The following is a 23334-nucleotide window of genomic DNA, read 5'->3' on the forward strand; positions in this document are numbered from 1 at the left end:
TTAGTACTTTAATTTACAAAAATAGTGGATTTGTGAACATACCAAAATGCCTGTCACAGGCGGGAATTGAGGAATTCTGCAATGACCACTTCCCGGTCTGCCTTTTCGTGAGGCTGCAGGGCCATCCGGTCATCGAACGTCGGGAAAGACCGTTGGTAAAACAGGCCAAGCGCAATCGGGTTATTGTTGTTATAATCCCATTCACGCGCTTTTTCACAGGCGGCAGAAAAATCCGCCCGGTCATACTCCGGGATCTCGCAGGCATGGGCGTTATAATAGTCGGCCATCGGAAAGAATGTCGCACAGATCTGAAGAATATCGATGCATGCAAACCCATGGTGGTCAAGCCCCCCGCGGATGAGGATCTTTAGCTGGTCCATTTTTTTCGTATAGCCTCGTGCGACATATGTCGCACCACTCGCAAGCATGAGCTCCAGCGGGTTAATCGGATACTCCAGGGTTCCCGCCGGTGTTGAGCGCCCTGCAAACCCCAACGGGGAGGTGGGGGTGTACTGACCTGTAGTCAGGCCGTAGACACGGTTGTTATGGACAAGGACAGTGATATCGATATTGCGTTTGGCGGCAAAGATGAGGTGGTCAAGCCCCTCGGCATATGCATCCCCGTCACCAACACAGCAGATTACGGTCAGATGCCTGTTTGCGAGTTTGATTCCTGTTGCAACAGGAATTGCCCTGCCGTGGATCGCGTAGAAGCTGTTGATATTCAAGTAGTCGGCGATCTTTGCATGACACCCGATTCCTGACACAAGGACGATATCATCTAGGCTCTTCCCCTGAGATTCCAGATCGGCCAGGATGTTCTTGAGCGCGTGCTGGATGGTGAAATTTCCACAGCCCGGGCACCAGGTATTCTGGGTACTGGTTACGAGCTGGCGCCCGGTCATGGGATCACTTCCTTGATTCTGGAACGGAGTATATCCGGAGTAAGCGGGCGCCCGTCGTAATGAAGTACCATGGCATCAACAGGTATAGTATTGAAGCGCAGGAGTGCCGCAAGCTGTCCCGTTGCATTCTCTTCGACTGCAATCAGCCTGCCGGCCCCCTGCATCGCATCCCTGAATTTATCCGCCGGGAACGGGGACATGACAACGGGCTGTATTACCTTAAGCCCCAGCTCATCCGCAACTTCACAGCAGACTCCTTTCGTGGAGCCCCAGCAGGCAATCGCAGTTCCGGCATCAGGCAAACCATGGAAAAAGACCGTGTCATAGGTCTCCATTTCCCTGGAAAGCCCGGCTGCTTTGCGTATCCGTTTTTCGGTCATCCGGACAACAGATTCCGCCTCTTCGGTAGTGATGCCGGATTCATCATGGGCATAGCTGTTCACCTTGACCACTGCGTCCTTTGATCCCGGGAATGCCAAAGGAGAGATTCCCGATGGGGTGTCTGCATACCTGAGGTATGGCAATGTCCCGTCCCAGCCCACGGGTTCATCAGCCCCGATCTTAGAGAGTTGTAAGGCGTCGATGCTGTAGGATCCCTCAGACAGGGTCTTGTCAGAAAGGATAAACGCCGGGATCTGGAATTTTGCTGCAATGTTCATCGCACATGCAGACCAGAAGTAAGCCTCACCTGCGTCACCGGGCGCGACCACAAACCTCGGGAACTCCCCCTGACCTGCGTTCAGGATAAAGTGGAGATCGGACTGGGCAGTGTAGGTGGGAAGGCCGGTGGATGGCCCGGTCCGCTGCGACACCACGAGCACCAGCGGGATCTCCGCCATGCCGGCAAGGGAGAGTCCTTCGGTCATCAGGCAGAACCCGCCACCTGAAGTCCCCACAGCCGCCCGTTTACCGGCATAGGATAACCCGAGCGATATCAGTATCACCGCGATCTCGTTCTCAGGGTGGACCACGGTAATGTCAAATTGTTGGGCATGCTCGGCAAGGAAATGCAGGAGGCTGGATGAAGGGGTCATAGGGTACGAGACAAAAGCAGATAAACCCCCGGCAAAGAGACCCAGACCAATCGCTTCGTTTCCGGTGAGGATCGAATACCGCCTGCCCCCAAGGGGTGGTATCGGGCGGACGGTTGTAACCTGATCATATGCCCGTCGTGCAACCCTCAAATTTGCATCCACACCCTTGGGGATATGGGCGGAGAAGACATCAGAAACCGTGTCCCAGCCAATACCTGCTCCTTTGGCAAATCCCCCGATGATCGCAGAATTGCCCATGATAGCGGGCGCATTTTCATCATGGAGGATGGACTGAATCGAGATGCCCTGCCCGCCTGAACGGACAAGATCTGAATTGTAAATGGTCTCGGTTGTGTCCTTAATCCGCGAGGAATGCTTCCCAACGGTTTCCTGGCTGAGAGCAAGGACAAAGTCGACAGCATCCCGGTGCACACCAACCGGATGATCTGTTCCCCTGATAATTACAAAGTTATGACCGCCCCGGATCAGGGACGGGTAATCAAAATACATGTAGGTGTGATATCCGAGATGGTTGAGCAACTGGGTGACCATTGCACCGGCGCTGTTGATACCATCCCCCGCCTTGCCCCCAACGAGGACTGACACTTCCGTTGGCACTCAAAAACCCCCCTAACATTCTGGTGGAGGAGGAGACGGATATAGGTTGTCATGCTGCTCCTGCTGAAAGGATATGACGACTAAAAAAGATTCAGGATACGGGTTCTGATAGTGGGGATGCATACCGGACGGGTTTATTTTATTTGCACAGTTATGTTCAAATAGACGTGCGTCAACCATCAAAATATAAGAATAAGTGGATAACAGCCTCCCGTTGCCCGGACTGGATAAACTCCGGTAACCCGGATTCGTCCCGGGAGCATGGGTGACCACATTATGACTGCTATGCCAACGAGTGTGAAAGAATGAGAACCAACACGATGGTCCCGGATGTGAAAATTTATTCTGTCCACAGCAAAAGCGGAATGGATCTGCAGAGCCTGGTCAAAGCGATGCGGCATAATAATCTTGGCATCCGCTGGCGTGCTGCCCTCGTGCTGGGAGAGATCGGTGAACCGGCAATCAAACCCCTTGTCAAGGCTCTCAAGGGGGATGACAAGGATGTCCAGTGGCTTGCAGGTATCGCTCTTGCAAGGGTAGGGGAGCCGGCAATCCCTCACCTTATCCGTGCGATGACCGAGAAAGATTACGATGTCCGCTGGCGCGCGACGATCATTCTTGCAAAATTCGGTGAACCTGCGGTAGAACCGCTCATCGACCTCCTCAAGGAAGCTGAGAGCGACCTCAGGTGGCACAGTGCCCTTGCGCTCTCCCTGATCGGGAGACCGGCGGTCGGACCCCTCATCATTGCGCTCAAGGACAAGGACTGGTTTGTAAGGGTTAGAGCAGCATGGGCGCTTGGGGAGATCGGGGACAGCACGGCAGTCGATCCGCTTATCCAGTCGGTAAATGACCAGGACTGGTATGTCCGATGGAGCGCTGCAGATGCTCTCGGCAAGATCGGAGATAAAAATGCAATTAAGACCCTGATCGCCGCTCTTAAGGAGCCGGACTCTTTTGTTCAGGTACCGGCATCATGGGCACTGGGCAAACTCGGGGACTCTGCTGCAGTGGACGCTCTTGTCCAGTCGCTCAAGAGCACCGACTGGTATGTCCGCTGGGGCGCGGTTGAAGCACTCGGGAAGATCGGGGATTCGCGGGCACTGGAATTCCTTAAAAAAGCGCTGGACGATAAAGACGAGTATGTCAGGACTGCAGCAGAAGAAGCGCTCGAAAAGATGATGTCCTGATCATTTTTTTAATTTTCATCCTTTTTTTGGGATGAGCGTTTCGAGGATCGCTTTGATATTGGCAATCCGGTATGGTTTTGCGAGCACGCCGTTCAGTCCGAACTTTAAGGGATCTGTCATCATGGGTTCGCTGGTATACCCGCTGGATATGATAACCTTTACAGACGGGTCAAGGGCACGGAGTTTTCCAAATGTCTCCTGCCCCCCCATCCCCTCTGGTACTGATAGGTCAAGAATGACGAGATCAAACGGGCGCCCCGCCAATCGCTCCCTTGAGTATATCTCGATGGCCGTCGCCCCTTCTTGGGCAAATACAACTTCATAACCTAGAAAATTCAACACTTCTTTGGTGACATCAAGGATCACCTGTTCATCGTCCATCAGGAGTATTCTGCCTTTGCCGGTCATGCATGCCACTTAAATTAATATAATAAACAATCTTTTAACTCCTATAAGATATTTCCTTTTTAAAATCTGATAGTGAACGACCCTATAAAAAATGCCATGTATGAAATAGTCTGAAGGACTGGTCTGAACCAGAACGCACCAGCTGAGGCTGATTGACCGCAAGCTGTTTCATCTTCAGGGCAGATAAGGGAATCTGATAATACCCTCATTTCTTCTTTCGCAACCTGTCCGCTTCTTCCCTGTCCTCCACCCGCAGGAGGAACGTCCCATGGCAGGGTTTTGTATATGGAAAGATTACAAAATCCCCGTCAAGGCCGATTGTGATTGGCGGAACCCCGATGATATGCGTATCAAAGATTCTGAAACCCGGTTGGACCTCGACCGATTCCCTGCATTTTTTTTTGATATAGTCCCGGCACTCTTTAAACGAACTGCCGCTAAGGACTATTTCGTAGGGTAGGGATTCTATGCAGCCCATGGAGCCACCTCGTCCAGCATTTTTTTGAGCGGCATCGGGTTGTGCACCGCTTTTGCCGCGATGCTTATGCAGGGGAAATTGATCGATGCGACGATCTCGTCGTAATGCTCGCCGTAGATGATAGAATACAGGCGTGCCCTTGAGATTGCCCCCATCGTGGCCGCATAGCTCACGCCCGCATCGTTGTGGATAAAGACAAAACACAGGTCAAAGTCACGCTTTTTATCCATGATCTGGTCGATGGCATGGTCAAGGTCCAGCGCTTCGCCAAGGTAATGGCGTTTGGGATCGGCAACGACAAGAAGGGTGATTGCCGAGCGGTTGCCTGCCACGACTGGAATGACACCTTCCTGCCTGAGCCGGTGGATCAGGTAAAGTGCAATGCTCGTCTGCACCGGCACCTGCGGGCAACCGAGGACAAGCAATGCTGACCGTTGAGGGTTATCTTCCAATACCAGATCAACCAGACCCCTTTAATTCACAATAAATATCCCGTGGCAAGAAATAAGCCTGTTTGTTATGGCCTCGTCAGCCTGCAAACGGGATTTTTGCATCAGCCTCGAGTTTCCTCGTACACCCAATCAAGATACGGGGTGTGACCAGCGATGACCGGAATGGCGATGATCTCCGGTATCTCGTACGGGTGCATCTCCCGTATCGCGGTGATGACTTTTTTTACTTTTTTCCGGGTCGTCTTCAGGATGAGAAGCTGCTCCAAGTCATCGCAGAATTCCCCCTTCCAATGGTAGAACGACCGTACCGGAAGGGTGTTGATGCATGCAACGAGCCGTTTGTCAAGGAGAGCCCGTGCCATTTCTTCGGATTTTTCCTGCGGTACGGTTGAGAGGATCATCACAATTTCCGGAGACGGACTCATTGCCACTCACCTAAAACCCTGGCTGGTCCCATGCTTCCCATTTCCTGTAGCTCCGTTTTACGAGTATCCAGGCCGGCAGGAAGAGGAGGACCGCCGCAAACACATAGTACGGGTTAATGAACGCAAGCGCGATCAGGATGCATATTGCCACGCCGACTGCAACAAGATAGAGCAACAGGACTTTCGCGTCATATACGAGCACGCTCGGTGAGAGACCGGTGAGCCAGACGGTGACCGCAAGCGCATAAAATGATACCGCAAGGCACAGAACGAGCGCGGGGGCAAGGTACACCACCCCTCCGGACGCTACGCTGACAAAGACGATGAGTGCCGCAGGGATTACCTGAAGTACGGCAAAACTGCACATCTTGCTTTTCAGTAGCGAAGGGACATCAACCGGCAGACATGCGTACGAACTGAACGTATCAAACATGGTGAGCCAAGTATACATCGTCGAAGAGATCACTCCGGTAAGTATCGCAAAGAGGAGGATGATATTGCCCGGAGGAAGAAACCGTGCAAGCACCGAAAGGAGAAACCAGAGGAGCCCCAGCGGGATAAGAAAGGAGAAGAGGGTCTGCCCGATGAAGCTGCCGCTGCGCAAAAGGTCGATTAAATCCTTGGCAGCAAGAGGGGGATAGGGAAAGAATGACAGTTTTTTGGTCAGCGGAACAAGCGTGTTTTTAAACCTCCTTGTTGCATCCGCACCTTCTGATGTGAAAAGGAGAACCGCGATTGCAGAAGGGATGATCACGACAGCGCACGCGGTAAGGAGGGTCATCCATGAGAACGCGTAAAAGAGCTGCAGCGGGGGGAAGAGTGCAGCCGGGCCGATGCCGGTATACAGGGAGAGAGCAGCCCACCCGATGACCATGATTATAAGGAGAAAACCGAGCACCCGCTTCGACCGTGAATAGACCGTGGAGAGCAGGAAGATAAGGGCAAGACCGGTAAGAAATGCAAGGGTGAGTGTGAGGAGGAGGAGAAGGGGAAGAGAGAGGGGGACTGCAATGAACGGAGACGCGAGGGCAAAACCGGCAACAACCGGCAAGACCCACAGGATCAGGTAATAAACGGTGTCTTTCACAACAAAGGTGCAGAAGATTTCCTGTTCGGAGATGGGCAGACTTCTTGCAGAGTACGAGAGCAGGCTTGCCTGCCCGAACCGACGGTTCATCACCTCCATACCGAGAAGCCCGAATCCCCCGACCATAATACCGAGCAGAAGGAACATGGCGTGGATGATAATCGCAAGATAACCCGGCGGGACAACTGCCCGGAAGAGAGGAAGAAGAAAAGAGCCCATAAATGCAATCCCAAAGATCATCACCGGAAAGAGTGCAAAAGAGAGGCTCCCGAACATCGTGGAATGAACCCGCCATTCCTCCTTCATCATATTCGTGAAGAGCTTAAACATGACCATCCTTCTCCACGAGCGACAGGAAGAAGTCGTCAAGGTGCTGATTTCTCTCTTTTAATTCCGCAACAGTGCCGGAATGGAGAAGTTTCCCCTTGTGCAGGATCGCGAACCCGGAACAGATCTCTTCTGCGATCTCGAGGATGTGCGTTGAGATGAAGATTGTATTTCCCTTCCTGACATAGTCTGTAAGATACTCCTTGACCTTGTGCTGCATGATCGGGTCGAAATTAATAAGCGGCTCATCGATCAGCGCCAGCACCGGTTCGTGGAGAAACGCCTGGGTAAACATCAGTTTCTGGCGGGTACCGCGGGACAGGTCCTTACAGAGAACGTCCCTTTTATCACCGAAATCCAAAAAGTCAAACCACCAGTTCGCCTTCTTCTGAACATCCGGAATCCCGCGCACCTCTCCGACAAAATCCAGGTACTCGACGGAGGTCAAAAAACTAGGGGGGGTCTCCTGTTCGGGGATGATACCGACATGTTCCCGCACGCCAACAGGGTCTTGTACCACATCAATTCCGATTACCCTAGCCGAGCCGCTGGTGGGACGGATCTGCCCGGTCAGCATCTTGATCATCGTCGTCTTCCCCGACCCGTTGGGCCCGAGCAGGCCAAAGAGTTCTCCTTTTCCAACGGAGAGCGATATGGTATCGACTGCGGTCACATCACCGAACTGTTTGACAAGTCCTCTTGCCTCGATAATGCTCTCTGTTTTCTCCATAACGCTCATATTATTACTCTTTGCTAATAAGCGTATGACCTGCTCAACGATACACGTCTCACTACGTGAAAATCACTACGAAATTCCCGATACCAAAGATCGGTAAATACTAGAGAATTCAGCGCACATGATTTACTATCTATGTATGCAGCACGCATGAACAATCTCCCGCCGTACCTTTTTGCACGGATCGACGAGATGAAGCTTGAGCAGCAGAAAAAAGGCACCGATATCATCGACCTCGGGGTGGGAGACCCGGACCTCCCTACTCCTGACCATATCGTCGCCTCTCTCTGCAAAGCGGCTCATGACCCGGACAACCACCATTATCCATCCTATGCCGGCATGCCCGCGTACCGGAGCGCGGTTGCAGCCTGGTATAAAAAAAGGTTCGGCGTCGGGCTTGATGCAGGAAAAGAAGTCGTCGCTCTCATGGGTTCAAAGGACGGGATTGCCCATATCGCCGAGGCGTTTGTGAATCCCGGTGACTATGTCCTCTCCCCGAGCCCTGGATACCCGGTCTACCGGACCGGTACCCTCTTTGCGGAAGGGAGGGTGCATGAGATGCCGCTTGTCAAAAAGAATGGCTTTGTGCCAGTCCTTGATGAAATCCCGGAAAAAGTTGCAAAAGCGAGTAAACTCATGTTCATCAATTACCCGAACAACCCGACCGCAGCGGTCGCACCGGCAGGGTTCTATAAAGAGGTCGTGGACTTTGCCCGTGACCACAACATTGTAGTCGTTTCGGACAATGCATACTCCGAGATTGCGTACGATGGCTACCGGGCTCCTTCGTTTCTGGAGACAAAAGGGGCGATGGAAGTCGGCATTGAGATGCACTCGCTCTCAAAGACCTATAACATGACCGGCTGGCGGATCGGGATGGCGGTTGGCAATGCGGATATCCTGTCCGGGCTCGGGCGGGTCAAGACCAACGTGGACTCCGGGGTCTTCAACGCGGTGCAGCATGCGGCAATCACAGCCCTCTCCGGCCCGCAGGACTGTGTAAAGATGGCGTGCGATGTCTACCAGGAGCGCCGGGACGTAATGATCGCCGGGCTGCGTAGCCTTGGCTTTGATATTCCGGCACCGAAGGCGACGTTCTATATCTGGCTGCCGGTAAATGACTGCATGGCATTTGTGGCAAAACTCCTTACCGAGGCAGGAATTGTGGCAACACCAGGTGTCGGATTCGGTTCAAGTGGCGAGGGGTATGTGCGGTTTGCGATTACGCGCCCGGTAGGGCGGATCAATGAGGCGATTGAGCGGATGAGGAGGCTTTCCCTTTGAAACTACCCCCCCACCTCATGATACAAAAAGGTCATCTTTGCATCAGCGGGCAGGACTGCGTTGCACTTGCGGAGAAATATGGGACACCTCTGTATGTTACAAGCGAAGACCGGATTTGCGAACAGTTCGAAAACTACAGGAAAGCACTAACGGCCCGGTACCCGAAAGTGCAGGTCCTCTTTGCGGCAAAGGCAAACGGCAACCTCGCTGTGATAAGGGCACTTGCACAGCTGGGCGCCGGGGCTGATGTCTTCTCATCAGGCGAACTCCGCCTCGCGCTTGATGCCGGCATGAGCCCGGAAAAACTGCTTTTTAACGGCAGCTCAAAGACGCCCGAGGATCTTGCTCTCGCGGTGGAAAAGGGCGTAAGAGTCTCGGCGGACTCGCTCGATGAGCTCCACCAGCTCGATGCAGCAGCAAAAGCAGCGGGGAAGGTTGCGAAGATCGCGTTCCGCGTGAACCCGGCGCTCGAAGTGCCAACGCACCCGAAGATTGCCACCGGGCTTGCAACAAGCAAGTTCGGCATTCCCCATAAAGAGATCCCAACGGCGTACCGTGAGGCGCTTACATGCAAAAACATAAAACCAGTCGGGCTTCACTGCCACATCGGCTCGCAGATCCTTGATGTGGAACCGTTCGCCCGGGCTGCGGAAGTGATGGTGCGTATCGCCAGGGAACTGACAGACATGGGCGTGCAGCTCGAGTTCATCGATCTCGGCGGCGGGCTTGGCATTCCCTATCACCACGACACAGATCCTGCACCGACTCCGGAGGATTATTCTGCAAAGGTTGTCCCTGTCTTCAGGGAGGGGGTCGAAGCATGCGGGATCAGTCCTGAACTCTGGGTCGAGCCCGGGCGCTCGCTTGTTGCCGATTCCACCGTGCTCCTCACAAGGGTCAACTCAACAAAGAACGCTCACAAGAGGTTTGCCAACGTGGACGCGGGTTTCAACCTGCTCATACGTCCAGCGATGTACGATGCATACCATGAAGTGATAGTCGCAAACAGGGCAGATGCCCCCCTGTCGACAGAATACACCGTCACTGGTCCGATCTGCGAGACCGGGGACATCCTCGCACCGGACCGCAGGCTCCCCCCGGTTGCAGCCGGCGATCTCATCGCAGTGCTCGACGCGGGGGCATACGGGTTTGCAATGTCGTCCCAGTATAACTGCCGGCCACGCTGTCCAGAGGTGCTTATTCAGGGGACGCGTGCAGCTTTGATGCGGAGGGGCGAGACCATCAGCGACATCACTGCCGCCATGGAACTCCCTCCCTGGCAAAAATAGCAGGAGGTTTTGGCCCGTGCTCTTCCATTATGCTCTGGTCGATGACCTGATCACCCGGGAAGAGTTTGAAGAAAGGGTTGGGACAAAGATCGATTCATGCGGGGACCTTGTAGACGAGTCAACCGCCGCGATGCTTGTCGTAGGGGAACTGGGCAGGGCGCACGTCAAAATCCAGGGGCTGTCTGGTAGATCCAGCCTCTTTTCTTTTTTTGCAAAAGTCATTGATAAAACAGAACTGAGGGTGTTCGATCGCCCAGATGGCGAGAAAGGCGCTGTCGCAACTCTGCTGTTGGGAGACGAGACCGGGACCGTTCGGGTTGTACTGTGGGATGAACGGGCCGGGGCAGTTGAGGAGATAGCAAAGGGGGATGTTCTGGAGGTCATCGGGCGTCACTCGGGTAAAAGTGCAAAAGAGATCTATGCACTTGCGCTGCGCAAAGCAAGCTGCACAATAGAATGCAATGTACCGGAAGACAGTGCTGAAAGCCTGAGGGCGGAACCCGTTGACCTCGACGTGCTTCTCATTGATCTTGAAGAGCCCCGTCCGTTTACCCGGAAGGATGGTACGGGCGGAGAGATGGTGGAAGCGGTGATCGGGGATGCACATGGCACAGCCCGCCTTGTCGCGTGGACTCCGGAGGTACTTGCAGGCATCCTCCCGGGAGCCTCCATTCACATTACGGGTGCAAAACCGAACATGCGGGGAGAGGGGCGGGCGTACAGTATAGATGACAAAAGCACTGTGGCAGTCACGGATGCGCAGGTGTCCACCCCGCTCACCCCAATCGGCTCTGTGGGCGATCGGGGCACCTATTCTGTGCAGGGGGACGTAAAACGGGTACAGGAACCGCGTGCGTTCAAAACCCGTGACGGAAGGGCATCATGGGTCAGGAATATTATCATAACTGACGGCAGGGATGATATCAACGTCGTATTATGGGGGGAGAAGGCGCTGCTCCCAATAACTCCCGGCACCCTGATCGAGATTTATTATTCGAAAGCGAAACCCGGAAGGTTCCATGACATAGAGCTGGGGGTTGGCCGGGGCAGTGCCATCAGGATTCCGGAGATGCAGTCCGGTGAGATTGTTTTTGAAGGGACGGTAATTATCAGCAACGGGAATACCTTTATTGACAACGGGCGGGTGCGATATCTTGTTGAAGGGTGCGATCTCCCCCGTTGGCACGAGGTGCGGGTGAATGGGATGATGTCAGGGAACAGGATCAAGCCGGGTAATTTTGAACCCCTGACCGTTTCTCCAGAAGAGGTCAGGAAAAAAGCAAAAGACCTGCAGGATATGCTGGTCCGATAACACGAATTCACTTTCACGCTGCGCACTCCGAGAGCATATATGTATGGATTTAAAATGTTCTTGTGCCACAGGAGATGTTACACAACATGGCTGAAAAACCAAAAGAGATTGAGGACTTACCGGGTGTAGGCCCGAGTACGGCAGAAAAACTCCGCGAAGCCGGATATCTCACCATTGAGAGCGTTGCGACAACTTCACCGGCAGAGCTTGCCGAGATCACCGAGATCTCCGAAGCAACCGCAAAAAAGATCATCAAGGCAGCCCGCGAAAAGGCTGACCTTGACGGGTTCAAGACCGGAAAGGACATCTTTGAACAGAGAAAGGATGTACGGAAAATCTCGTTCCGCGTCCCCGAACTGGATACGCTGATGGGAGGCGGGCTGGAGACTCAGGCAATTACCGAGATGTACGGTGAGTTTGGTTCGGGTAAGAGTCAGATCGTCCACCAGATGGCAGTCAATGTCCAGCTTCCGGAAGATGATGGCGGGTTGAACGGGAGTGTCATCTACATCGATACTGAGAACACGTTCCGGCCGGAGCGAATCGAACAGATGGTCAACGGGCTTGGGATTGACGGGCTTGATGCCCAGGATTTTTTAAACAATATTCACATCGCCCGCGCACATACCTCAGACCACCAGATGCTTCTCGTGGATAATTCACGAGAACTTGCGAACGAACTCAAGGACAGCGATAAACCGTTCAAGCTCTTCATCATCGACTCGCTTACTGCCCATTTCAGGGCGGAATATGCCGGACGGGGCACGCTTGCGACACGCCAGCAGAAGCTGAACCGTCACATGCACGAGCTCTTCAAGCTCATTGATGAGCATAATGCGGTTGCGCTTGTAACCAACCAGGTGATGTCCAACCCTGCGGTCTTTTTCGGAGACCCGACAAAACCCATCGGCGGCAACATTGTCGGGCACACCGCAACGTTCCGGATCTACCTGCGCAAGAGTAAAGGCGGCAAACGCATTGCACGCCTTGTTGACAGCCCGAATCTCCCGGAGGGGGAGGCGCCGTTTATCGTTGAAGAGGCAGGTCTCAAGCCTTGTTAAAAGCACTCCTGACCGATATTGACGGGACGATCACCGATCCGTCCCGCCGCATCCACACCGCTGCAATTACTGCAATCCGTTTATTGCAGGACAACGGCGTAGAGGTTGTGTTTGCGAGCGGGAATACAGCATGTTTCATGGATGCGGTCTGTAAAATGACGGGTACCCGCGGGACATTCATTGCGGAGAACGGGGGGGTGTTCCGTATCGGGTATAACGGCCACCTGCACATTAAAGGGGATCAGGCAGTCTGCAAGCAGGCGCTGGGGTTGGTGCAAACCCATTATCTTAAAAAAGGGATAGAGCTGGATCTATACAGCCCCACCTACCGGTTTGCAGATCTCGCGTTTGCCCGGACAGTTCCGGTTAAAGAGGTGGAAAAAATTGTCGCAGGCCTGCCAGTCCGGGTGATCGACACCGGCTACGCAATTCATCTGCAGGCACATGGGACAGATAAAGGATCTGCTCTCGGAGCACTCGCACAGGAGATGAATCTTCAGGCATCTGATTTCCTTGCCATCGGAGACTCGGTCAACGATGTTTCAATGTTGAGAAAGGCAGGAACCGGAATTGCGGTTGCAAACGCCCATCCGGACACAAAGGCGGCAGCAGCATTTGTGACAAAAAAAGAATATGGCGACGGATTTGTTGAAGCAGTTGAAAAATATTTTTCTTATCTCCGTCCAAGGTAGCGGTCAACGACGATATAGTCCTTGATGTCCTTGACTGCCTCAAACGGGAATTTCAGGATCTTGTCATCCTCCATCTCATAATTTGTTGTGTCAAATGTCTGGTCAGGATGGATGAGCAATTCAATGACCTGCCCGGAATCAAAATCGACCCTGATATTCTTGAGGGTTCCGATGAGCTTCCCGTCATTGGTCATAACCTTTTTTCGTGAGAGACTGCGGGCAAATACGCGTGTCATAAAAAAATTGACGACGTATAAATATATAAAGTGTTCCTAAAAAGGGATTATTTCGGGCTTTTTCTGAATTTTTCAGGGATTACGGAGGCTTATTCGTTATTTGAACATTTCAGCTGCTATTATAACATCAGAACCTCTCACGGTCTTTCTGCCTGCATGATCTGACATCTTTTTTGCCTCTTTTGCAAGAAACACGCCGTATTCCTCCATAAGGTTGGCAAGTGTTGCTGTTGCATCGGCGCTGACACGCCCGGCACCAGCTTTTTTCATGATCCGTTCAACAGCGGATTGGGATAATTCAGTCATTTTAATTGCGTCCCCTTCTTTGGTTCACTTCTCATGGTATAAAAATATGTCACAACCCGTTCTTTATACCGATGGGAAAACCCTGATGATATCGGACTTGGTAAGGATCCCCACGGGTTTTCCGTCCTCAACCACAATGAGCCGGCCGATCTCCCGTTCCTTGAACTTCCGCACCACCTCAAATAGTTTTGTACTGGACGGGACTTCAACAACATCCGTAGTCATTACGGCAGATACCTTGCTTGTCATCGGCAGCTCGTTTCCAATCGCCTTGGTGATATCGCTCATGGTGATGATACCCCGTAGATTTCCCCGATCGATGACTGGCGCCCCGTGGATATGACAGTTATTAAATAGAGCCACCGCATCACGGATGGTGTCAGAGCTCTGCAGGGTTTTTAATGGCGAACTCATGTAATATTTTATTGCCTTTTTCGGGAGGGAGACCATCTCTGACGTGGAGATCAATAAAGACTGTTCCGCTTCATCCTTTCCAAACACCTCTCCCTTGATGACCAGCTTGTTTACCGGTGTCGGGCCAATGGCAATCTGGTCGCCAATCTCAAAAAATTTGGCGCTTCCGACCAGTTTGATGACCGCATGGCAGATATCGGGATGACAGAGGGTGGTGAAATCGATCTCCGTTACACTTGCCCCTTTTACGACTTCCCCGTTCCGGCTGATGCTGACTTCATAGTCACCCGCGGCATTACTCAGGTTGAGCGCTTTGTAGGCAAGGGCGGTGGGTATGTACCCGCCTTTGGGGCCGGGCACGCCATCGACAAGCCCGATTGTTTTTAATGCCTGCATCTGGTTGCGGACAGTGCCGGGGTTCCGCCGGATCACATCCGCGATCTCCTCCCCCTTGATCGAATGGGAGTGCTGGTAATAAAGCGTGATGAGAGTGATGAGGATATCTTTCTGGATAAGGGATAAGTCCATAACGATAAACCGTATAACGTTCCATAAATATATAGGTTGAAGATGCGTGGAGTTTGAAAAGCTACCGACGGTGCCAACGGCGGATGAGATCCTTGACCGGAGTTTTCGGCGTGCGGCAAAGAAGAGAAAAGAGAAGGTGAACAAGGACCGGGCGAATGAGGAGTTTGTCAGGGCTGTCAGCCATGCGATCCATGACCGTCTGGTGTATATCATCCGCGGTTTTCCGGAATTTGAAGAACTCCCTCAGTTTTACCGTGATATGGTGGAGATTTTATACGGCCTTGACCGGATCAAGCAGGCGCTGGGAGCGGTCGGGTGGGCAGCAAAACACACAAAAATGGTCGGGAGCGAGCTGGCATTCCAGTCAAGGAAAGCCCCGGACCCGCTCGTAGTGCGCAAGCGGGCGGTTGCCCGTCTCGCCTCCATGGTCCACCAGATCGACAAGGACCTGCTGTTTTTGAACGAGGTGCGCAATGTCCTGCGGCAGCTTCCTCATATCGATGATGCATTTACCATTGTGATTGCAGGGTACCCGAATGTCGGCAAATCGTCATTCATCCGCCGGGTTTCCACGGCAACCCCGGAAATTGCATCCTACCCGTTCACCACAAAGGGTGTGATTGTCGGGCACCGGGATACAGGAAGGGACCGGGTCCAGTTTGTCGATACCCCCGGGATCCTCGACCGCCCGGGTGACGAGCGCAACGCGATTGAGCAGCAGGCACTTTCTGCTGTAATGAATGTGGCTGACGTGATCCTCTTTATAATTGACCCGTCGGGACACTGCGGGTATCCCATGGAGGCGCAGCAGCACCTGCTCGAAGAAGTGAAAGGACTGGTCGGGATTCCCATCGTCATCGTTGCAAACAAATCAGATATCACCCGGACCGATCAGTATGATTCGATGTCAACGGAAAGCGGGGAGGGTGTCGATGAGGTGCTCGATCAACTTCTCTCCTACCGTCCCGCGCCTACAAAAGTGACGAAAGCGCCCACCCCAGGGCAAATCCGGTAAGCGTGCCGCCGTTGAGGGGCGGGAGCCCTGCCTGGGGGCGTCCCGAATTCACAAAATACAGGAGCACCACGAGCCCGGCCAGCGAGCCGATGATTGCACCAATGGCTGGCAGGTTGATAAATCCCAGCACCCGGTAGCCCTTCATAAAGACATTGGCAGACACGACGAGGATGGAGGGCATGATAAGATCGCCCATCCCCATGATGAATGCAGCCCGCTCTCCTCCTTCTTCCAGCTTCCCGATGCCCTCGCGTATGAACGAATAGTCACGCCTCTTGGGGATCACAAAGAGGATCGGTGTTTTAAGGTCGATGACCCCTTCAGCAAGCGTGATCATGTGTTTGGTCTTGTACACCGAGATCGCGTCGTAGACTGCAAGAAGAATCAGCAGGACGACAACCGGGACAATATCGAGCGAAACACCGAAGATGGATGCCACGCCCGCGGCGATGAGTACCCCGAGCGTATCGATCACGTACCATTCAGGGTATTTATAGAGCAGGACTGTCGCGCCAAGAGAGAGCGCGAGCATCAGCAGGACCGCGGCATCCGTCATGCCGATAGCGGTATTGACGATCGCCGAGAATATATAGCAGAACGAGAGAAAAATGGAGACGGCGATCACAAGAGCAATAATCTTTTTTAAGCCAAATCTGATGAGCAGGAGCAAAAAGCCGGTGAAGACCAGCAGGATGAGAACAAATATGCCGATGTTTGCCACTGAAGTTGGGTCCTCAAAGGCCGTGATGCCGGCTTCCTGCACCGGAAGCGAGAGGACGAGCGCCACAATCTCGACGAGAATCAGCAGCAGTGGCATGGCAAGGAACGGGATAAGTCGTTTGTAGTCCATGGGGTGTCTCCAGCTATAGTTAGCTTAATTACTGTATCTCCATCATCTAAAAGCATGGAGATTCGTGAATACTTCATTGATATCGTTCTCACGGTGGTCATGATCGTCTCCACCCTCGTGCTCATCCTCCGTTTCTGGCAGGACTTCACCATAGCCGTCGCTGCCATCCTCATGATGCTCTCGCTGGGCGGACTCTTTCTTTCCATGCACGTGAAGGTCAGGAAGCTTGAACGCAGCGTAATTTCGCGCGAGCGCGTGCTCCGCTCTAACCTCGAAGAGATCTCAAAGAGGATGGCGCAGAAGCATGACATGGCAATCACCCACCTCGATGAACTGATCGGTGAATATTCCAAACGGGTGTACCGGTAACTTTTTGTCTGTCAGCCGGGAGTGTTCATGGGCGTCGCACTTAGGGATATCATCATTGATTATAAATCGCCCGTGAGCTGGGACGCGCTTTCAGGTGTGGCAGCGATTGACGCGAATAACGCGCTCTACCAGTTCCTGACGATCATCCGCCAACCGGACGGCACGCCGCTGATGGACCGCACAGGGCGGGTGACGTCCCATCTCTCGGGAATCCTTTTCCGTACGACAAACTTCATGGAAAAAGGGATCCGGCCGGTCTTTGTTTTCGATGGAGTCCCGACCGATCTCAAGAAGGCAACCATCGACCTGCGCAGGAAGACCAGAACGGATGCACACGAACGGTGGAAGGATGCAGTTGAGCGCGGGGATGACGAGGAGGCATATAAGCAGGCGCGGGCGTCCACCCGCGTGGATGCGGAAGTGATACGGACGTCACAGGATCTCCTCCGGCTTATGGGCATTCCTTATCTCCAGGCACCCGGGGAGGGGGAGGCGCAGGCAGCGCATATGGCGGCAAAGGGGGATGTGCGGTATGTGATATCCCAGGACTATGATACGCTCCTCTTCGGGACGCCCACGCTGGTAAGAAACCTTACAGTGAGCGGGAAGCGGAAGATCCACGGGCGCACCATCACTGTCAATCCCGAACGCATCATCCTTGCCGACCTGCTTGGGGGGATGCAACTCACAAGGGAGCAGCTCATCGAGATCGGGATCCTTATCGGGACGGATTTCAATGAAGGGGTAACCGGGATCGGGCCCAAGACCGCCCTCAAGATCGTGCAGAAAGGGGAGTTTATGTATAAGTTACGGGAAAAGCTGCCTGACTTTGACCCGGAGCCTATCCGTGACCTCTTCCTCCACCCTGCGGTGACCGATTCCTATGACCTCTCATGGAACCGGCCGGATGTGGAGGGCATTGTGCAGCTCCTCTGCGGCACCTATGACTTTTCCGAAGAGCGGGTACGGAAGGTACTCGAAGGGTTCACCGTAAAGGCAGGGCAGAAGACGCTGGAAGGATGGTTTTAAACCTAAGATAAAAATTTCAGGAATAAGGAAGGCACTGGAACGAAGAAACCTAATTCCTCCACCATTAAGGAAACCGGCCCCCATATGAACACATATAAACCCCGGTAAGATGCATTTTTTATACCAGCATTGTGATCCGGTCAAAAATCACATGATTACCCGGTGACCTCCCATGCAGCTCCAACCCTGTAAAAAAACGTACAACCAAGAGACCCAGCGGGCATTACCGCTGAGTGAAACCCTTGCCCGGATCGAACCGAAAGTACCTGCAGCAGGGATAACACGGGTCGCCGACATCACAAACCTTGACCGGGTCGGCATCCCGGTCTTTTCCTGCATACGGCCGACCGCCGAAGACGGGGCGATTACGGTATACAATGGCAAAGGGGCCACAGTCGAGGAGTCCCGGATCTCGGCGATTATGGAAGGGATTGAGCGGTATTGTGCAGAGGTGCATGACCGCAGGGTTGAAAGGGGACATTATTACGAGATGTTCGGGAAAGGGCGGATCGTCGATCCCCGTGATATGATCCTCCCAAGCGATGCAGATCCTGACCAGATCCTCCCGTGGTTTGAGGGATATGATATTGTAAACGATGAGCAGGTCCTTGTCCCTGCACAGGCAGTCTTCCATCCCCTGCCTCCCCATTACCGCTCGCTGTTCCGTACCAACACCAACGGCCTTGCATCGGGAAACACCATGGAAGAGGCGATCTTTCACGCCCTTGCTGAAGTGATCGAGCGGGACGCATGGTCGCTTGTCGAGGCATCGAGAGACACCGGGCAAAACGTGATACATATTGATGATCCGCTCATCAACGACATGCAGAAGAAATTTGCCGATGCGCAGGTCGAGGTTACTGTCCGCGATATCACATCCGACATCGGCATCCCCACGATGGCGGCAGTCGCCGATGACGTGCTCTTAAAAGACCCCATCCTCCTCACCATGGGTATGGGGACACACACGAGCAAACGGGTTGCGGTCATGCGGGCGCTCACTGAGGTGGCGCAGAGCAGGCTCACCCAGATCCATGGTGCGCGTGAAGATACAACGATCGCACAACTGCGCAAGAAGATGGGATATGAAAGGGCAAAACGAATGAATGCGTACTGGTTTAAGGATAACGGGACAGTCGATTACAGCACGCTCCGTTCCTGCGACAGCGATGATTTCTTAAAAGATATCCGGATTATGACGGATGCCTTAAAAAAGAGGGGTCTGGACCGTGTCATTGTCATCGACCTGAGCCGGGACGAGATAGGCATCCCTGTCGTCCGGGTGGTTGTCCCCGGCCTTGAATCGTACGCGATGGACCAGGAACGCAAGGGGAACAGGGTAAAATATGCACAGGATCACGGTTTTTCTAGGGCCAAGTCTTGACCGAAAAGAGGCCGAGCAGATCCTTTCCGCCACGTATCTCCCACCCGCAAAGCGCGGCGACCTCCTCGCTGCTGCCAAAAATGGTGCAACCATCATCTGCCTGATCGATGGCGTGTTCCACCAGGAATCCGCCGTTGCCCACCGTGAAATTCTCAGTGCGCTACGGCAGGGCATCCGGGTGATCGGCGCATCAAGCATGGGAGCTCTCCGGGCTGCTGAGATGGACACGCTGGGTATGGAAGGCGTCGGTGAGATCTATCGTATGTATAAAACCGGCGATCTTGTCTCGGATGACGAAGTGGCATTAATCTTTGATCCGGTCACCGGTGCAGCGCTTTCAGAACCGTTAATCAATATACGGTGCGCCCTCAAAAAGGCCCGTGAGGAAGGGATCATCGACACGAAAGCCCATGACGCACTCCTTGCCGCAGCACGCTCCGTGTTCTACCCGCAGAGAACATACAGCCGGATTGTTGCGGTTACCGGCGACAACATCAATGCCGGGATGCGTGAACGGTTCCTGTCATGGGTCAAAACCGAACCCTGCGACCAGAAAAGGATCGATGCAATCGCTGCCCTGACAAGCCTGAGCCGGATCCCACCTGATAAAAAATAATTACTCCACTTTTCTCCAGACAAATAAAAACCGCTGGATCGCAGTGAAATGCCCGAAAACCCCGAACAGGACAAGGAGCCATCCAAGCCAGCTCAGCCCGTAAATGCTATAGGGCACAAACAGCCCGATGATCCCTACAACGAGGATCAAGACGAGGCGATCTGCCCGGCCCAGCAATCCGCCATAATACCGTCCCACACCGACAGCCTGCGCCTGCGTACCGAGATATGATGCCATCAGAACCCCGGTAAGTGCGAAAACGCCAATCTGCCAAGGAACCAGTCCCCCTGCGAAGATCCCAGTGATAATGAAGATATCCGCGTAACGGTCGACCGCATGGTCAAGGAAATCGCCCCTCGTGCTCTGGACCTTCATCTCCCGTGCCACTGCCCCGTCCATCGCATCGCAGAATGCATTGAGGGCGACTGCCACAATTGCCCATAACTCCACTCCGAGGTAAAACAGGAACCCGGCGGCAGCCGATGCAATGAGCGCCGCGATTGTAAAAAAGTTCGGCGTCAGCCTGCACCTGATTGCGATAGAGACCATCGGGTCGAACCAGACTTTTACATAAGACCGGTACTGGTCAAGTGTCACATTCCCGCCTCCACAAACATTGACCAGTCGATCCTGCCGAACTCTGCCGGAATCTCATCGTGTACGAACCGTTCAATCCGGGTGGCGCAATACGCCGGCTTGAGGGCAGTGGTGTCAATTTCAAGGATATGTGAGGGGTCATGCATATCGACCGTCTCGATCAGGCAGACATCCAGCGCTTCAGCCTCCACGTTCTCCGAGACCTTTGTTGCAGGGTAGTTCCGTTTCATGAGCCGTTTTTTCAGTTCGTCGGGGCGGCACCGGAGCACTACGACACGGTCGCAGGACAGCAGGTGTGAAAAATGACCTTCCACAAAACCGTCCACCCGGGGAAACTCGCGGGCCCACTTTACCGCATCGAACTCCTGTGTATGCCGGTCTTCGTCTTCTCCGGTGATATAGGGTTTTACCGTGTCAACGAGGCGGACAATCGTATGCCCGCGGCGGGCAAGCTCGTCTGCCACCATGGATTTTCCAGTGCCGGGTGTCCCGGTGATACCGCACATCATAAACCGTTAATCGCTGAAATGAAGAGTTCGTTCTCCCAGTCCTCCCCGATGCTGACCCTGATATAATGGTCGGGGAGCCCGGCAAAACTTTTACACGAGCGGACGATAACACCCTTGCGGGCGAGTTTCTCTACCATCTGATCACCGGTACAGGGAGATACATCCACCATCACGAAGTTTGCGTCAGACGGCATAACCGGGTACTTCACTTCATGAGAGAACAGTCTTCTCCACCGTTTCACCTGCGCGATGTAGCGCGCCGCGTGCTCCGAATCCGCAATCGCGTGTGCAGCTGCAGCAGCGGACACAGTATTGACCGTAAACGGGGTACCTGCTCTCTGGTAGTATGGCACGAGCCATGCGGGCACAAATGCATACCCGATACGGAGCCCGGCAAGTGAGTGCACCTTGGAAAATGTCCGGCCGAGGATCAGGTTATCAAACTTTTTTGTGAGCGGGAGATAATCCAGATCAGAGAATTCCACGTAGGCGTTGTCAAGGAACAGGACCCCTCCTATCCCTTCGAGCACCTCTTTTACCCCATCGACCGGCGTCGCATTGCCGGTCGGGTTGTTCGGGGAGCACAGGATCGTGACCTTAGCCTTTTTGCCGGCATGGGCAAGTGCCTTTGCATTGACTGAAAAATCCTTTTCCCTGGAGACCGTAACAACGTTTGCCCCCTGAGCTCTCGCTGCAAGTGCGTAAAAAGAGAAGGTCGGCGTGGCGATTACGACAGTCTCACCGGGTTCAACCAGCGTCCTTATGACCGTTTCGATGACCCCGTCCATACCGACACCGGTGACAAACGGGTAATCACCGTAATGTGCTTTAAGTGCACTTGTAAGGATATCCACATGTTCATCGGGATACCGGTTCGCCTGCCGAAGCGCCGTTTCCGCAGCTGTTATTGCCCGGGGTGACGGGGGCTCCGGGTTCTCGTTGCTTGCAAGCCGTGCGATGGGGGAGATGTTGTACTCTCCCGCGATCTCTTCTGCCTTTCTGGCAAATACATAACCGCCCTGTTTATAGCACGGCCTGACCAAGCGCTCCATCGATCACCTCAATCACACGGTCAATCTCTGTATCAGTGATGACGAGTGGAGGGACCAGCCGCAGGTTGCCGTCCGCCGCACAGTTGACAAGGACTCCCTGCTCCGCACACGCCTTCTGGATCCCCGGGCATGTCTCTCCGGCCGTGACGCCGATCATCAGTCCCCTGACACGGGGATTGTACTTTGCAAGACCTTTTTTGAATTTCTCCCCTTTCCGGGGTATGTCGGGCAGGACCTGTTCGATCACCCCGATCGTCGCAAGCCCTGCGGCACATGCAAGGGGTCCCCCGGCAAAGGTGCTGCCATGCTCGCTCTTTGCAAACTCGAGCCCGTCGCGGGCGATGAGCGCTCCCACGGGAAAGCCGCTTGCAATCCCTTTTGCAAGCGTCACAATATCCGGTTTCACTTTCGTTTGCTGGATCGCAAGCCACGTACCGGTACGGCCCATACCCGTCTGGACCTCATCGGCAATCATGAGCGCCCCTGTACGGTCGCACACCTCGCGTACCCCTTCAAGGAAGCTGTCGGGTGGAATGATAATCCCCGCCTCGCCCTGGATCGGTTCGACAATGACGCCGGCCGTATCATTATCCACTACCTTTTTAAGCCCTTCAAGGTCCCCATAGCCGACAAAGGTGCACGAAATACCGAGCGGTTCGAACGGTTCGCGGATTGCAGGTTTGTGCGTCACCGCAAGCGAGCCGATCGTCCGCCCGTGGAACCCATGGGTGAAGGCTACGAATTTCTTCTTTTTGGTCCGGACCCGGGCAAGCTTCATGGCGCCATCGGTTGCTTCAGCCCCCGAGTTTGAGAAGAACGCCTTGTGCATCCCAGTGATCTCCACCAGTTTTTTTGCGAGGAGGCCCTGGTGGGGCACGTAGTATAGGTTTGAGCAGTGGATCAGCTCATGCGCCTGGTCGCAGATCGCTTTGACTACCTCAGGGTGGCAGTGGCCGGTGCTGCAGACCGCGATGCCTGCCACGCAGTCAATGTATTCCTTTCCTTCAGCGTCCCAGACCTTTGACCCTTTTCCTTTGACCAGTGCCATGTCCCTTGAGAAGGCAGGCATGAAATAGCGCTCATCAAGATCCCTGAACACTTTTGTTTTTTCCATTTCAACCACGGTTTTTC

The 23334-nt window shown here is 53.8% G+C and carries 27 protein-coding genes; 11 read left to right on the forward strand and 16 right to left on the reverse strand.

What is annotated here, in order from left to right; genetic code table 11:
* Positions 1-53: 53 nt before the first annotated feature.
* Entirely contained in the window at positions 54-905 is an 852-nt protein-coding gene (locus OS112_09385; protein WAC04660.1) for a thiamine pyrophosphate-dependent enzyme, read from the reverse strand.
* Entirely contained in the window at positions 902-2557 is a 1656-nt protein-coding gene (locus tag OS112_09390; protein WAC04661.1) for a 2-oxoacid:acceptor oxidoreductase subunit alpha, read from the reverse strand. Before OS112_09390 ends, OS112_09385 begins: the two co-directional genes overlap by 4 nt.
* A gap of 305 nt (positions 2558-2862) precedes the next feature.
* Between OS112_09390 and OS112_09395 the strand changes: the two genes are divergently transcribed.
* Positions 2863-3747: a HEAT repeat domain-containing protein gene (locus OS112_09395; GenBank protein WAC04662.1), complete on the forward strand. Its 885-nt coding sequence runs from the start codon at positions 2863-2865 to the stop codon at positions 3745-3747.
* Positions 3748-3762: 15 nt separating this feature from the next.
* Here OS112_09395 and OS112_09400 read toward each other — a convergent pair whose 3' ends face one another.
* From OS112_09400 to OS112_09425, 6 genes are all read right to left on the reverse strand, one after another.
* Positions 3763-4155: a response regulator gene (locus OS112_09400; GenBank protein WAC04663.1), complete on the reverse strand. Its 393-nt coding sequence runs from the start codon at positions 4153-4155 to the stop codon at positions 3763-3765.
* Between the two features lie 205 nt (positions 4156-4360).
* The gene (locus tag OS112_09405) at positions 4361-4633 is read right to left on the reverse strand and encodes a DUF1894 domain-containing protein (protein ID WAC04664.1); all 273 of its coding nucleotides are present in this window, start codon (positions 4631-4633) and stop codon (positions 4361-4363) included.
* On the reverse strand, positions 4621-5085 hold the full coding sequence (locus OS112_09410) for a DUF1890 domain-containing protein (protein ID WAC04665.1): 465 nt from the start codon (positions 5083-5085) through the stop codon (positions 4621-4623). Before OS112_09410 ends, OS112_09405 begins: the two co-directional genes overlap by 13 nt.
* Positions 5086-5186: 101 nt before the next feature.
* Complete coding sequence (locus tag OS112_09415; GenBank protein ID WAC04666.1) at positions 5187-5510, reverse strand: divalent-cation tolerance protein CutA; 324 nt, start codon at positions 5508-5510, stop codon at positions 5187-5189.
* A 10-nt stretch (positions 5511-5520) separates the two neighbouring features.
* On the reverse strand, positions 5521-6927 hold the full coding sequence (locus tag OS112_09420) for a hypothetical protein (protein WAC06169.1): 1407 nt from the start codon (positions 6925-6927) through the stop codon (positions 5521-5523).
* Positions 6920-7654 carry an ABC transporter ATP-binding protein gene (locus tag OS112_09425; GenBank protein WAC04667.1) on the reverse strand — a complete coding sequence of 245 codons (735 nt, stop codon included), beginning with the start codon at positions 7652-7654 and terminating at the stop codon, positions 6920-6922. The genes OS112_09420 and OS112_09425 overlap by 8 nt, the downstream gene beginning before the upstream one ends.
* Before the next feature lie 141 nt (positions 7655-7795).
* Between OS112_09425 and OS112_09430 the strand changes: the two genes are divergently transcribed.
* From OS112_09430 to OS112_09450, 5 genes are all read left to right on the forward strand, one after another.
* Positions 7796-8944, forward strand: coding sequence for an LL-diaminopimelate aminotransferase (locus OS112_09430; protein ID WAC04668.1), 1149 nt, complete (start codon positions 7796-7798; stop codon positions 8942-8944).
* The gene (lysA, locus tag OS112_09435; protein ID WAC04669.1) at positions 8941-10233 is read left to right on the forward strand and encodes a diaminopimelate decarboxylase; all 1293 of its coding nucleotides are present in this window, start codon (positions 8941-8943) and stop codon (positions 10231-10233) included. Before OS112_09430 ends, lysA begins: the two co-directional genes overlap by 4 nt.
* 16 nt (positions 10234-10249) lie before the next feature.
* Positions 10250-11545 carry an OB-fold nucleic acid binding domain-containing protein gene (locus OS112_09440; GenBank protein WAC04670.1) on the forward strand — a complete coding sequence of 432 codons (1296 nt, stop codon included), beginning with the start codon at positions 10250-10252 and terminating at the stop codon, positions 11543-11545.
* Positions 11546-11631: 86 nt separating this feature from the next.
* Positions 11632-12606 (forward strand): DNA repair and recombination protein RadA, encoded by a 975-nt coding sequence (gene radA, locus OS112_09445; protein WAC04671.1) that lies wholly within the window; start codon positions 11632-11634, stop codon positions 12604-12606.
* Positions 12600-13298: a phosphoglycolate phosphatase gene (locus tag OS112_09450; protein ID WAC04672.1), complete on the forward strand. Its 699-nt coding sequence runs from the start codon at positions 12600-12602 to the stop codon at positions 13296-13298. The genes radA and OS112_09450 overlap by 7 nt, the downstream gene beginning before the upstream one ends.
* Here OS112_09450 and OS112_09455 read toward each other — a convergent pair.
* From OS112_09455 to OS112_09465, 3 genes are all read right to left on the reverse strand, one after another.
* Positions 13280-13534, reverse strand: coding sequence for a PRC-barrel domain-containing protein (locus OS112_09455; protein ID WAC04673.1), 255 nt, complete (start codon positions 13532-13534; stop codon positions 13280-13282). The two genes, OS112_09450 and OS112_09455, sit on opposite strands and share 19 nt — an antisense overlap.
* Before the next feature lie 96 nt (positions 13535-13630).
* A complete protein-coding gene (locus tag OS112_09460) occupies positions 13631-13840 on the reverse strand; it encodes an NFYB/HAP3 family transcription factor subunit (GenBank protein WAC04674.1) in 210 nt (69 codons plus the stop codon).
* A gap of 63 nt (positions 13841-13903) precedes the next feature.
* Positions 13904-14782, reverse strand: a complete 879-nt coding sequence (locus OS112_09465; protein WAC04675.1) for a CBS domain-containing protein — start codon at positions 14780-14782, stop codon at positions 13904-13906.
* A gap of 46 nt (positions 14783-14828) precedes the next feature.
* Between OS112_09465 and OS112_09470 the strand changes: the two genes are divergently transcribed.
* A complete protein-coding gene (locus tag OS112_09470; protein WAC04676.1) occupies positions 14829-15797 on the forward strand; it encodes a 50S ribosome-binding GTPase in 969 nt (322 codons plus the stop codon).
* Here OS112_09470 and OS112_09475 read toward each other — a convergent pair.
* On the reverse strand, positions 15754-16647 hold the full coding sequence (locus OS112_09475; GenBank protein WAC04677.1) for a presenilin family intramembrane aspartyl protease: 894 nt from the start codon (positions 16645-16647) through the stop codon (positions 15754-15756). The genes OS112_09470 and OS112_09475 overlap by 44 nt on opposite strands.
* A 54-nt stretch (positions 16648-16701) precedes the next feature.
* Here OS112_09475 and OS112_09480 point away from each other — a divergent pair, with 54 nt between their 5' ends.
* From OS112_09480 to OS112_09495, 4 genes are all read left to right on the forward strand, one after another.
* Positions 16702-17016, forward strand: coding sequence for a hypothetical protein (locus tag OS112_09480; GenBank protein WAC04678.1), 315 nt, complete (start codon positions 16702-16704; stop codon positions 17014-17016).
* 27 nt (positions 17017-17043) lie between these two features.
* Positions 17044-18045, forward strand: coding sequence for a flap endonuclease-1 (fen, locus tag OS112_09485; protein WAC04679.1), 1002 nt, complete (start codon positions 17044-17046; stop codon positions 18043-18045).
* 172 nt (positions 18046-18217) lie between these two features.
* Positions 18218-19429: a YcaO-related McrA-glycine thioamidation protein gene (locus tag OS112_09490; GenBank protein WAC04680.1), complete on the forward strand. Its 1212-nt coding sequence runs from the start codon at positions 18218-18220 to the stop codon at positions 19427-19429.
* Positions 19392-20045, forward strand: a complete 654-nt coding sequence (locus OS112_09495; GenBank protein ID WAC04681.1) for a TfuA-related McrA-glycine thioamidation protein — start codon at positions 19392-19394, stop codon at positions 20043-20045. The genes OS112_09490 and OS112_09495 overlap by 38 nt, the downstream gene beginning before the upstream one ends.
* Here the strand turns inward: OS112_09495 and OS112_09500 are convergent, their stop codons facing one another.
* From OS112_09500 to OS112_09515, 4 genes are read right to left on the reverse strand one after another with little or no spacing between them, the layout of a single operon-like run.
* Positions 20046-20642 (reverse strand): CDP-alcohol phosphatidyltransferase family protein, encoded by a 597-nt coding sequence (locus OS112_09500; GenBank protein WAC04682.1) that lies wholly within the window; start codon positions 20640-20642, stop codon positions 20046-20048. It lies immediately after the preceding gene.
* On the reverse strand, positions 20639-21151 hold the full coding sequence (locus tag OS112_09505; GenBank protein ID WAC04683.1) for an adenylate kinase family protein: 513 nt from the start codon (positions 21149-21151) through the stop codon (positions 20639-20641). The genes OS112_09500 and OS112_09505 overlap by 4 nt, the downstream gene beginning before the upstream one ends.
* The gene (gene hisC / locus OS112_09510) at positions 21148-22203 is read right to left on the reverse strand and encodes a histidinol-phosphate transaminase (protein ID WAC04684.1); all 1056 of its coding nucleotides are present in this window, start codon (positions 22201-22203) and stop codon (positions 21148-21150) included. The genes OS112_09505 and hisC overlap by 4 nt, the downstream gene beginning before the upstream one ends.
* Positions 22175-23317, reverse strand: a complete 1143-nt coding sequence (locus OS112_09515; protein WAC04685.1) for an acetylornithine/succinylornithine family transaminase — start codon at positions 23315-23317, stop codon at positions 22175-22177. The genes hisC and OS112_09515 overlap by 29 nt, the downstream gene beginning before the upstream one ends.
* Positions 23318-23334 lie beyond the last annotated feature (17 nt).

The organism is Methanoregula sp., from assembly GCA_026625165.1.
GTDB lineage: Archaea > Halobacteriota > Methanomicrobia > Methanomicrobiales > Methanospirillaceae > MVRE01.